The organism is Psychrobium sp. 1_MG-2023, from assembly GCF_030689115.1.
Taxonomy (GTDB): domain Bacteria; phylum Pseudomonadota; class Gammaproteobacteria; order Enterobacterales; family Psychrobiaceae; genus Psychrobium.
Map to the genome: position 1 here is coordinate 19021 of NZ_JAUYVJ010000028.1, position 12437 is coordinate 31457.

Sequence of the window (12437 nt, forward strand, 5' to 3'; positions counted from 1 at the left end):
ATTCCTTTATTAATTTTTATCTTGTGCAAATTCAGTCAGTTCAGCGACAACAATTTTCTTTATTTCTAATTGCTTCGCGGGATCGATTCCATATTTTTGCCCCAGTAATTCATAATCATCAGGGCTTAATGATACGGTTAGGCGAGGGCGCTTAGGACGGCGTGTGCAAGGCAGCCCTAAGATATGGCGAATTTGATCTGAAGGGCTTACACCATCTTCTAAAGCTTGACGACGAATTTCATATTGAATTCGTTCATCCATATCAAAAGCAACTTGAGTTGCTTTTATTGCTTTGTTTGCAGCTTGCCATTTTGAAGGCAGCTTTGCTTTTTTTTCGGTCTCAGATTGACTCATGATACTTTTATACTTCAAATAGGATTAATCGTAGTTTATTGAACGATAGTATGCCATCTGTTTTGCTGTGTTGGTAGTTATCAATGCAACAAAAGTCGATACAACAAAGGCAAAGAAATCATCAAAATGGCTCTTCAGCGCTAAATGACATGACTTCTCGCGAGATAGGGTGTTGGAAATGAATCGACTTAGCGTGTAAGTGTAATCTATCTGCACAAACTCCGTATAGGCTATCGCCCACAATCGGTGTATTAAGCCCCAAATGGTGGGCGCAATGCACTCGTAATTGATGTGTCCGTCCTGTTTCGGGTGATAAAGAGACTTTGGTTTTACCATCTTTTGTTGCTAGTACACGCCACGTTGTTTTCGCTGGTTTTCCGTGCTCTTCACAGACAAGCTGGCGAGGTCTATCATCAAGATCGCCCCGCATGGGTAAGTTTATTTCACCGTGAGTTTGTTTGAGCTCGCCTGCTAATATCGCTATATAGTGTTTTTTTATGCCGCGATGAATAAATTGTCTCTGCAAACTTTTATTCGCTCGTTTTGTCAAGGCAATGAGCATCAGGCCAGATGTAGCCATATCTAATCGGTGCACGATTAATGGTCCGCTTGCATAAGGGAAACGTTGCTTTAAGCGTTGCTGTACTGAGTCGGTAATTGTTTTTCCCGGTACCGAGAGAAGACCCGCAGGTTTATTAATAACTAGCATGTGTTCATCTTGAAAAAGAATATCTATTTCTTTTGATAACCCTGGATTAGTTAACAATGGGTTGTCATCAACGTTCATGCCATTAAGCATGTGGCCTAAAATTGGCTGACATTTACCTTGGCATGCGGGGTAATATTGTTGATGTTGACGAACTTCAGATTTTGGTGAGCTGCCCCACCAAAACTCTGCCATGGCGAGGGGCTGCATATTATTAGCAAACGCATAATGTAATAATTTAGGTGCGGCACATTCACCAGCTCCCGCTGGCGGAATCTTTACTGGGGTGTCAGAGAATATGTCATTAAGATCTCGAAGCTCCCCCTTGATATTTAAGAAACGATATTGGGCGAAAAGTTTTTGCTGTAACTGAGCTGATTTTTCTTTTCGTTGCTCTTTGAGTGACGCTAATTGCTGTGCTAATCCATTTAGTTGCTGCTCCGTTTCAGCGGTTACTCGTTGCCAGTGTAATTTTAAATCTCTTAACTGATTTTTATCATTAACACTTTGTTGTCCTAGCTGTTTGAGCAACGTATCAAATTGCGCTGCGGTGATGCTTTGATTCAATAGAGTGTGTTCAGCTTGTTGTCGTTGTGCTTTTCTTTGTGCTCTATTATCAGTCATTAATTGGCGATGACTATCCAATGCTTGCTGGTATTGTTTATTTTGTTCAGCCAGTTTTGCTGTTAATAATGCAAGGTCAGGGTTAGCATTGGCTGCTTTTACTTGTTGATTTATCGTGTTGATTTCGTTGGTGTCATCGATAAAAAAACATGTTTCATCAAGCATATTAAACACTGGTGGTACAAAGTAGGGTAGAGAGTTACTATTAGCAACCTTGCCAGAATATGCTGATAAAAACCCTAACTCACCGTGGCTGTTACGTACTATCAGGACGCCAAACATTTTTCCCGTTGTGTTAAAATCATGCTGCCATTGCTGTTGTGTTTGTAAATGCTGCTGTAATTGTTTTACTGCAACCAAGCTCAAAGGGTGTGGCTGATAAAAAAAAGGGAAAGTAAAACGCTCAGGTAATTCATATGAATCAATCGGCTCAGCAAAGGGGGTAAAGCATGAAGTTTTATTGGTCATCATATCAATCTAACAGTGGTTGCTACGAGGAATATAGCAAATAAGAAAACGCGGGAATTTTAACCCGTGATAGCCTAAATAGCACGAAGCAAAATGTTTTTTTGCGATGACAGTGCTTAACTGTGTGTCAATGAATTTTGTCACGAGACTGTTGGTACTATAAATTACGTGCCTCATTGAGTTAATAAGAGTGGAAAATGCCTGAAATACATCAGCAACATGTAGCAAACGCTAAAACTTGGCGCGCTTATTTATGGATGAGTGGAACATTAGTTTCTTTTTGTTTAATGGCGGTGAGTGCTCGTGAGCTAGGGGACAGTATTGATACTTTTCAACTGTTGTTCTATCGCAGCGCAATTGGTTTGACGATCATCACGCTGCTGATCATAGGCTTAGGGCAATTGAAACAGCTAAAGACACAACGAATCACAGCACACTTCATAAGAAATAGCTTTCACTTAGCGGGGCAATATGGTTGGTTTGTTGGAATTAGCTTATTGCCTTTAGCACAGGTGTTTACTCTAGAATTTACGGTGCCGCTATGGAGCGCGCTATTAGCTTGGTTCTGGCTAAATGAACGCTTAAGCCTTGCTAAAACGATCTCTATTATGATGGGACTAATTGGCGTTGTTGTGATCACTCAACCCAATCTTGATAGTGACTCTAATGCCGTGTTTATTGTATTACTATCGGCGATAGCTTACGCCTTCGCTCATGTCTTGACTAAGTCTCTAACTCGAACAGAAAGCGCTTTGACTATTTTGTTTTATATGTGTTTATTACAATTACCTATTGCTGGGGCTTTTGCGGTGACCGATTGGCGTCAACCAAGCAGCAGCGACTGGTTATGGATTATTATCATTTCATTAACTGCACTTAGTGCGCATTATTGTATGAGCCATGCTTTAAAATGTAGTGATGTAGCAACGGTGATGATGATTGACTTCTTGAGATTACCGATGATTGCTGTCTTGGGAGCATTACTGTATGGAGAGGGCCTTACCATGAGTCTTCTATGCGGTGGGGTGGTGATGTTGCTAGGCAATATATTGAGCTATGTATCTTTTACACGGGCCTCAACAATTAGGCATAAAAAAAGCGGCTAAGGCCGCATTTTTATTAATACTGATTAAAACCAAACTGCTATGTTTTGGGCCAATACTGTCTAATATCACTAATTGGACGATATAAGGAGACGACAACATCTGTTTCGCCACCTTCATAAACTTCAGCCTCAATTGCGAATTTCTCGTCATCAGAGATCGCACTGTAGCGTTCGAAGGAGTCGCCACTTTTAATGCTCAAATTATTGTCGCGGTGATCACAGTCATGGAAATAACCAAAACGGGCAAAATCATCTTGGCGATAATGTTGTCCTAACCATTGCTCTAAGTCAGTAGGTACTGACTTTACATCAAGAACCGCTTTACCTGGTTCATCGAATAATTGTGAGAACTGGTCAAGGTCAAATATCTTGCCAACAGTTTCACGGGTAATCTTACGTGACAGAATTAACGACTCTTCATCATCTTTATAGACACTTAAAAAGAGTAATTCATCACTAGTGCCTCGTAAGACCCACTCACATTCTTTGCTATGTTCATATTCGTAACTATTCACTTCACTGACTTCTAGCGATTGACCACGAAGCTGAACGGGTAGCGCAAAGCTATCGTCAAGTACGATAATATCGCCTTGACGTAGTTGTGACGGGTGAGTGAGCTCCCGTTGAGGCTTTGCTTCTGCTTTGCTAAATAGCTTGCTGAAAAAGCCCATAGTTTAGCCTTGTTTAGACTTTAAACGGTCAAGCACTGAAGATGCGCTTGCTTGCTGCTCACCGATACCCGCTTGCGCTAATTTATCTTTTAACGCTTTATCACTGTTTTCATTAGCTAACTCATCTGAAGCTTGTAAGCGATCGTCAAAGTTTTGTTGCTTTGCTTTAATACGTTCTAAAGACTGCTTGGCATTAAGCAATTTAGAGTTACTGTTATTAAAGTTATCTGTGATAGCCGCGGTCGCTTTTTGAACGCTCTCAGTGGTTTTTACCATGCTCAGTTGACGTTGGTAATCCGCTAGCTGGCGTTCAGTGTTCTTCACGAGATCTTTCAGGCGTTTAGCGTTTTTGTCGTAGCTATCAAATGATTGTTGCTGCTCAGCTAACTCTGCTTCTAGTGTTGCAATTTTTTCTGCGACTTCTAATGCTAGCGCTTCGTTCCCTTGGTTTAATGCTGAGGTAGCGTAACCTTCGTGCTCAGTAATGCTGCGCTTAATACGGTCAAGCTCACGTTGAGACTGCATTTGTTTCGCCATGATGTCTGTCAAATCACGCTTCGCTTTGGTTAGGTGATTTTCCGCATCACGAATTTCTTGAGCAAAAATGCGGGTCGCGTTTGCATCAACAATAGCTTCACCGGCTTCGCTTGCACCACCGCGTAGTGCTGTAATAATTTTTTTGAAAATACTCATAGTAGTAATACTCCGTCAAAGACTATTGTTAAATTAAGTAATCAGCCATTTCATTAATGACTTCAAGTGAGTTATCGCTTAATACTGACAGTTCGTGCTCAATATCATGCAATGATGAGTTAACTGATAACGCGCCAAAAATGACGTATTTATCATCGATTTTCGAGAAAGACGAAAGAGGCATCGGAATATTCATTTCGACCATCGCTTCTAGCATCTCACTACGAGTATCCGCTCTAACTTCTTCTTCACCCCATAGGTAAGCGATACACAAAATTTGATCATCGGTAATTGACACAAAAATTGGTAACTCTTCACGGGTTTGAATCGTTACTTGCAACACATCAACTTCACCTGTGATAGGTAGGCTATCAAAACGCAAGCCTGTGTCACTACTATCCGCGAGCTCATTTAAGTGGTTTGCAATGTAGTGTATATTCATAACATTTCCTTATGACATATTATGTCTCGAGTAGTTAATGTAGAACGCTTGACATAATATGTCAAACGTTCCGTTAAATTATTTTCATATAGTTACAAGCTTCACTGCGAAAGTCTAGGTATAAACAGTTTCACAGTAATAAAAAGATAACTAAGATCAACAGCTTTTATTTTAATTACTCATTTTGATACAAAGTGCTATTGAGCCCTTGCTGGTGCTCCCATGCATTCTGATGATAATGGTAGAGGGTAAAACTTCCCAATTCATTGACTTCAACGCTTTCCTGTACTTGATAAAACCCTTGCGAGAACTCAAAGCTCGCTTGAATTAAGCTTGGGGTTAGCCAGTCTTCAAATGAATGCAAGTGTTTGACCTGTCTTAAACGCGCGCGGGGTGATTTACCATTGAGGCTCGCTATCGTCCAGCCCCATTGGCCGAAGGTCGGGACATTATGATGGTACTGCTCAACGTGCGACCATTGGGCCGCGGCTACAGTTTTTTTAATACTAACAAATGCACGCTTTGCATGAAATGGAGAAGTTGATTGAACGACCATGACACCATCGTTACTGATAATTTGACGAATCTTTTGGTAAAACGTTTTACTATAGAGTTTATTGAGATCAGGGTGAGATGGATCGGGTAAGTCAACAATCACAGTATCGTAATGTCGTGATTCGCTAATTAATTGGTCGATACCGTTAAAGGCATCGGCATAAATTATTTCGACGCGAGGGTCAGATAACGAACGCTCTGTTAATTTATTGATGGTTTGTGCTAAGTATGGCGGTACTTTGCTTTCAGGTTCTTTAAATATTGCGACTAATTCTTGGTCCAGATCCATTAGCGTGACGTGCTTAGGTTGCCACTTAAGCACTTCTCTTAAACCCAAGCCATCGCCACCACCTATGATTAAGACGCGTTCGTTACGGGCAGAACTGGCCATCGCAGGATACACTAAAAACTTATGGTAAATATGCTCGTCAGTAGCAGAAAACTGTAAACGGCCATTGAGATACAAACTTAAGATGGGCTCTGCCCGCTGTGGTAAATAGCGCTCGGTGACCACGACATTGGCAAATCGCGTTTGCTGTTGGTACGCGACCTCATCTAAGTACAATAAGTTATTAAATTGCTTTGACCATTGCCCGCCAAAATTAAATATCATCATCACAACAAGTGACGCAAGAAAATGACCGACAATGAGCAGGTTTTTGTGGCGAATATACTGTTTATAACGAAACCAAAAAATAACTCCTGCGATAAGGTTGGCCGTCGCGGTCAAACTTGCGCTTAAATTTATTTCAAGGGACAACATGATGGTAATCCAAATTGCAGCGCCGATGCCTGCGCCAATATAATCTGCACCATAAATGGTTCCGGCGTTATGGACTAAATGTTGACGGTGGACATGTTCGCGGATTCGCGCAATTAAGGGTATTTCCATCCCAATAAACAACCCAAGGATAGCGCCTACAACATAAGGGCTATAGTGAGTAATGTAATAGAGCGTTTGAATAAAACCGCCTTGGGGTAGGCTATCGGGTGGTAAATTGAAGGTTTGAGCAATGATTTGTGGAAGTAATTGCACAGCGGCAATCGCAGAAGAAATGACGACTATTGCACTGCAACCAATGAGTGCGATGATAAGCTCAAGCCAGGCAAACCCGGTGAATGCACACTTCACTTTGCGCGCGACAAACGAGCCGACCCCCATCGAAACTATCATTATTCCAATCATGGTATAAATGGCGGATTCAATTGCGCCAATAACTCGTCCGGCATAATGGGAGAGTAGGTATTCGTAAATCAAACCACAGCCAGCCAGGACAGCCATAATGGAAATGAGTAATACATCATCGAGCAAGCGCTGATTGACCTGCAGGTTCTTAATCAAGGTTCTTTCTTCCTAAAAGCTATAAGCCTTCACATCGGTGAAGGCTTATTAAAAAGTATGTGGTGGTAATTGCAAAAATGGTTAAGCCATGAGCGCCATTAAAATAAGTGCAACACACAAGCTGATAACAAACTCTAGAGCAGCGACACCAATATTATGCTGGTGATCGACTTCTTCAGTTAGGTTAATTCGAGAGAGTACTAAACGCTTTACAATAGGTACTAAGACATACAGTAATGACATCATAGCCACACCAAACAGCACCCAACCCAGAGCGTTTTCCACGTAAGCATTAGGGTGGTACTCTAAGAAATTGCTTGCGCCTGTAAGCGTAAAGCCTGTTGCAATTAGGAAGCCCGCATGGCGGATAGCCAGTGCAGTTTGCCCGGCTGCGATAGCCTCTTGGAACAACGCACCTTGATTGGCCTTCTTATAAGCACGTTCTCGTAAACGCGTCATGAGAACCAGTAGGCCTTGTGAAATAATAAATCCTGTGATTATCGCGATAAAAGTATTCAAATCAAGGTCGTGTGCCCAAAGTAAAGTGGCGCGGATAATAAGTGCAGTGGCAATGACCGCTGCGGCATCAATAATCGCGACCCCAATATTACCTTGTTCAATATGCACGGCTTTATCGATGCCAGGTAATGCCCATTTATCATGAGCAATACGGCCAATTTTTATTAGTAATAGTCCGATGGTACCGTAAATGGTCATACCGATAGCTTCTTGGGCGAAGGTAACACCAGATTCACCGCTGATTGCTCCTGTCATAACGATGGCCAACGCGAGGAGGCTACCGGCTAATGAGATACCAAAAGCGAAGTTGTCTTTTTGTGCGAGCTCATTGGTGGTATCAACTCCAGCCCACAAGCCTGAGATAAAGCGCATGGCGAGAAGAAGCACAATGGCAATAACGATATCGATAGCTAAAATACCGAGTAGGTGGGGTTGGTGATTAATAAATTGCTGTAATTGTTCCATGTGTGTCAATCCTATTATTTGCCACGGCTAATGCCGCGCGAGGTTGAACTGCGGCTATTTCTAAAGCTTGAATTATTTGAGTAACTTGACGTTGAACGTGTTTGTCTAAACGGTTTATGGCCCGCATAATTTCGAGAAGCGGTGGTTTTAGCTTGATTACTGTTGGTAGACAAGCGGCTCGCGCCAACACGTGATTTACTGTACGGCGAAGAGTAATGCGTTCCAGTGCTGTATTTCTTTTTGGTCTTCAACCACGTGTCTTTTTGATAGCGACGTTGTTTATGAGTGCTGTAACGGTATCGACCATAATCGCTGTAATAGCTATAACCACGATAACGCCCCCAACGATCATAAGAGATGGAATCAGCAATTGTGGAGAAAATAAGATAAGCACCAAACCATTCCCACATTGACATACCATTATTATCAGTAACCCAACTACCATAATTGGGGTTACCAACAAGTTGAGAGCCCGGACCAAAGTCTTCGGCCGCGTTGGCGAGCTTGCTTTGTGCCTGACTTAACGCATTGACACGTGCTAGCTTTCCTTGGGATAAATCGGCAACAACATTAACAGGGTCACTAAGGGCGTCATTAAATAAAGTCGGATTAAGAGCTTCGGTTAAGTTGATCAATTCCGACGCTTGTTCTTCTCGACTACTGTAGTCATTGTTGATTGTGTTCGCGTCGGTGACTCGTTGTTGCAAACTTTTAAATAAGGGACCTTCACGGGTTGAATCTATTACTAAGACATCTAGCACATTCGATAACTCGGGACGCTGCTTCCTTAAGAGCTCAACATATTCTTTTAAGATCACAGCATTGCGCACTTGACCTTTATCTAACTGCTCACCAAGTTTTAGAATATCACTCTGGCTCTGTTGCTGTAATCGGCTGATACGTTCATCCAATTCATCTTGACACCCAGCTGTGATAAAAAAAACCAATATAAGCAACAATATTTTTATTGGCTTACCTGCCATAAAGACCTCGTAAATGATATGGTTATGAGTTGTTGTAACAATTTTTTCTGCTCAACTTACTTATTGTGGATGCCAAAAAGAATGCAAATGTTAAATCCGTTTTCGTTACCCCAAGCACTTTTTACTCTCGCGAGTGAACGTTATTATGAATTCAGTGAGGCTAATGTTCAACTGATAGATCAAATAAAGCCACAGCATTGTGATTTAATTTTAAAAATCTTTGCGTTAAGTGACTTTGCTTATGAGCAAATAACACTTCATCCACAGTGGCTAACTGATATTTTTGAGCAGGAAATCTTAACTGCAGAGCAGTTGATACCGCATATTCGGCAGCGTCTTGAAGGTGACCTAGCTACGGTGAATAGTGAAGCAGACCTCGATCGCGTATTACGTCTTAATCGTAATTTTTTCCAAGTAGTCATTGCGTGGCGAGATATGTGTCAACTTATCGCGCTAGAACAATCGATGAAAGATGTATCAGCATTAGCCGAGCACCTTATTATCAGTGCCCGAGATTGGTTATATGGCTTTTTGGCGAAAACTTGGGGCACACCAGTGAATGCCGATGGTCAACCCCAACCATTAATGATCATTGGGATGGGGAAACTAGGGGGGAGAGAGCTTAATTTTTCATCCGATATTGACCTCATTTTTTCTTTTCCGGAGCATGGCCAAACCCAGGGTGGCCGACGTAGTACTGAAAATCAGCAATTTTTTGTTAAGCTTGGACAAAAGTTAATCAACGCATTGGACAAGAAAACTTATGATGGTTTTGTTTATCGTGTCGATATGCGTTTACGCCCATTTGGTAATTCAGGGCCTCTAGTGGTTAGTTATGCTGCGCTTGAAGACTATTACCAATCTCAAGGGCGTGACTGGGAGCGCTATGCTATGGTCAAAGGGCGAGTCTTAGGTGAACAAACTAATTATAGCCATGAGCTGAGTGAGCTGCTACGCCCATTTATGTTCCGTCGTTACATTGATTTCAGTGCAATAGAGTCATTACGTCAGATGAAACAAATGATTAGCCATGAGGTAAGACGTCGCGGTTTAGTCGATAATATTAAGCTTGGCAGTGGCGGTATTCGCGAAGTTGAGTTTATTGTGCAAGTCTTTCAGATGATTCGGGGTGGACGCGAGCCTCAGTTGCGTCAACAATCTCTCTTAGCCACGCTCATCGCATTGCAAGAGCTTGATATTTTTACTCGATATGAATATCAAAGTTTGTTGCGAAGTTACTTGTTTTTACGTGCTTGTGAGCAATTTTTACAGCAATTCGCGGACAAACAAACACAGACGCTTCCAGAGAATGAGACAGACTGGGCACGGTTAGTCTATCTCAGTGATTGCGTCGATGAGGCTGCGTTTAGAGAAAAGTTGAAAGTACACACCGCAGCTGTCACCCAACAATTTAATTTGGTTGTGGGGGAAGATGATCAAGAGCAATGCGGCGAGTCTAAAACAGTAAATTTACTCAAACTCATTTACGAGTCCGATGCCGATTTTGATGGAGAGTCAGTGTTATTTGAACTTGGGTGTGCGAAGCCGCAACCATTGTTTAATGAGATTCATAATATAAAACAAGATATTTCCAAACGGCCAATGGGCCCACGCGGTCAAGAGGCAATGGCGAAGCTAATGCCTGCATTATTAATTCAGTTAATCAAGCTTGATGATAGTGACGAACTATTGGCTCGAATTGGAAAGATACTAAGTAAGATTGCTACCAGAACGGCGTACATCGAACTATTACTTGAAAACCCTGGCGCATTGACTCAGTTTATTAAACTGTGTCATGCCAGTAGTTGGATTGCAGAGCAGTTAACTAATTTTCCAATACTACTCGATGAGTTATTAGATCCCAAACTGCTATATAGCCCAACGCCACTAAGTGAATACCCTAGTGAATTACGCCAATACTTAATGCGTGTGCCGCCAGATGATATGGAGCAAATGATGGAAGGCTTGCGACAATACAAGCAAGCACAACAATTACGAATTGCCGCTGCAGACATTACGGGGGTGATGCCTGTAATGGAAGTTAGTGATCACTTAACGGCGCTGGCTGAGTCAATTATGGATTACGTCGTTGACCTTGCTTGGCAACAAATGACCGAGCGTTATGGCGAGCCGGTTCATTTAGGCGAAGGTAAAGGGTTTGCAGTGATTGGTTACGGAAAAATGGGCGGCTTAGAATTAGGCTACGGCTCTGACTTGGACTTAGTCTTTGTTCATTGCGCCAAAGCTGGCGCGTTAACTAATGGCAATAAGCAAGTTGATAGCCATCACTTTTATTTGAAGTTAGCACAGCGTATCTTGCATTGGTTTAATACCCGTACCAATTCAGGGATTCTTTATGAAATTGATATGCGTTTGCGCCCATCGGGGAATTCAGGCTTGATGGTCTCAAATATTCAAACTTTTATTGAGTATCAGGAACAAGAAGCTTGGGTCTGGGAGCATCAGGCGATAGTGCGTGCTCGCATTGTTTGTGGAGATAACGTTATCAAAGAGACGTTTAATCAAGCACGCTTAGCAATTCTGACCAAGCAAAGAGACCTTGCTGAATTGCAACAAGAAGTCGCGAAAATGCGGGTTAAGATGCGTGATCACCTGTCTAAAGGTACTGAATCGGTCTTTGACTTAAAGCAAGATAACGGCGCAATAGCAGATATTGAGTTTATTGCACAATACATTGTCCTTGGATACAGTGAGAAGTACCCAGCGTTAGCCACCTTTAGTGATAATATTCGTATCTTTGATGCCATTAAACAACATGGAATTTTATCTGAACAGCAAGTTATCTCGCTTAGCTCTGCTTATTGTAGTTACCGAGATAAAGGGCATCGGTTAGTCTTGCAGAACCAAAAGAATCAGGTGTCAATGGGAGAGTTTACTCAAGAGCGCGAAGAGGTCAGTAGTATTTGGCGCCAAGTGTTACTCAGCGCACCTTCTACTTCACTTTAAACGCCAAGCGTGTGAGCGTAAATTGTGGCCTTAAAAGCCACAATTTACCTTAGGTACTTGCGTTAAAATCTCACTACCTTGCTCATTGTAATTAACTAAATAACAGTCTTGACCATTTAACACTCGGTAAGTTTGAGTGGGGGTGTGATTAACTATAACCGTTTTATTGACCCTGACAGGCGTATTATAATATTGGCTGTTATAACCATTATTGTAACCATAGTCTGTGTGCTGATAACTTGTATGATGATGCTTACGGTGATTATGTTTAGAGGCATGATGGATCACGCTACCTAACACTACTCCACCAATGACACCATGAATAAAGTGCTTACTACTGTGGTTGTGACGGCGGTGGTGATGTCTTTTTCCATGATGACGTTTGTTGTGATGGTTTTTGTAATGATGTTTCTTTTTTACATGATGGTGATTATTATGACTTTTATGTGGACCTGCAAATGCTGCCGGAGCAAAGGCCAGCGAGGCACTAATAGCGGTTATCATCATCCATTGTATGAGTGAATTTTTCATTATCGTTCTCCA

The 12437-nt window shown here is 41.9% G+C and carries 11 protein-coding genes; 2 read left to right on the forward strand and 9 right to left on the reverse strand.

The features are described 5' to 3' along the window. Positions 1-9: 9 nt before the first annotated feature. Positions 10-354 carry a hypothetical protein gene (locus tag Q8W26_RS13900; protein WP_101213795.1) on the reverse strand — a complete coding sequence of 115 codons (345 nt, stop codon included), beginning with the start codon at positions 352-354 and terminating at the stop codon, positions 10-12. Positions 355-475: 121 nt separating this feature from the next. Further along, positions 476-2152: an RluA family pseudouridine synthase gene (locus tag Q8W26_RS13905; RefSeq protein ID WP_101213796.1), complete on the reverse strand. Its 1677-nt coding sequence runs from the start codon at positions 2150-2152 to the stop codon at positions 476-478. Between the two features lie 197 nt (positions 2153-2349). Between Q8W26_RS13905 and Q8W26_RS13910 the strand changes: the two genes are divergently transcribed. After that, complete coding sequence (locus Q8W26_RS13910) at positions 2350-3258, forward strand: DMT family transporter (protein ID WP_305473656.1); 909 nt, start codon at positions 2350-2352, stop codon at positions 3256-3258. A gap of 37 nt (positions 3259-3295) precedes the next feature. Here the strand turns inward: Q8W26_RS13910 and Q8W26_RS13915 are convergent, their stop codons facing one another. The 6 genes from Q8W26_RS13915 to Q8W26_RS13940 all read right to left on the reverse strand — a co-directional run bounded on the left by Q8W26_RS13915 (position 3296) and on the right by Q8W26_RS13940 (position 8927). Continuing rightward, complete coding sequence (locus Q8W26_RS13915) at positions 3296-3928, reverse strand: hypothetical protein (RefSeq protein WP_101213797.1); 633 nt, start codon at positions 3926-3928, stop codon at positions 3296-3298. 3 nt (positions 3929-3931) lie between these two features. After that, the gene (locus Q8W26_RS13920) at positions 3932-4621 is read right to left on the reverse strand and encodes a PspA/IM30 family protein (protein WP_101213798.1); all 690 of its coding nucleotides are present in this window, start codon (positions 4619-4621) and stop codon (positions 3932-3934) included. 28 nt (positions 4622-4649) lie between these two features. Next, positions 4650-5063 carry a YjfI family protein gene (locus Q8W26_RS13925; RefSeq protein ID WP_101213799.1) on the reverse strand — a complete coding sequence of 138 codons (414 nt, stop codon included), beginning with the start codon at positions 5061-5063 and terminating at the stop codon, positions 4650-4652. A gap of 175 nt (positions 5064-5238) precedes the next feature. Further along, positions 5239-6960 carry a polyamine aminopropyltransferase gene (locus Q8W26_RS13930; protein ID WP_305473657.1) on the reverse strand — a complete coding sequence of 574 codons (1722 nt, stop codon included), beginning with the start codon at positions 6958-6960 and terminating at the stop codon, positions 5239-5241. An 81-nt stretch (positions 6961-7041) separates the two neighbouring features. Then, the gene (locus Q8W26_RS13935; RefSeq protein ID WP_101213800.1) at positions 7042-7944 is read right to left on the reverse strand and encodes a DUF350 domain-containing protein; all 903 of its coding nucleotides are present in this window, start codon (positions 7942-7944) and stop codon (positions 7042-7044) included. Positions 7945-7958: 14 nt separating this feature from the next. Further along, positions 7959-8927 carry a hypothetical protein gene (locus Q8W26_RS13940; protein WP_101213801.1) on the reverse strand — a complete coding sequence of 323 codons (969 nt, stop codon included), beginning with the start codon at positions 8925-8927 and terminating at the stop codon, positions 7959-7961. A gap of 81 nt (positions 8928-9008) precedes the next feature. Between Q8W26_RS13940 and glnE the strand changes: the two genes are divergently transcribed. Beyond that, positions 9009-11894 carry a bifunctional [glutamate--ammonia ligase]-adenylyl-L-tyrosine phosphorylase/[glutamate--ammonia-ligase] adenylyltransferase gene (gene glnE / locus Q8W26_RS13945; protein WP_370694287.1) on the forward strand — a complete coding sequence of 962 codons (2886 nt, stop codon included), beginning with the start codon at positions 9009-9011 and terminating at the stop codon, positions 11892-11894. 30 nt (positions 11895-11924) lie between these two features. Here the strand turns inward: glnE and Q8W26_RS13950 are convergent, their stop codons facing one another. After that, complete coding sequence (locus Q8W26_RS13950; protein WP_101213803.1) at positions 11925-12425, reverse strand: hypothetical protein; 501 nt, start codon at positions 12423-12425, stop codon at positions 11925-11927. Positions 12426-12437 lie beyond the last annotated feature (12 nt).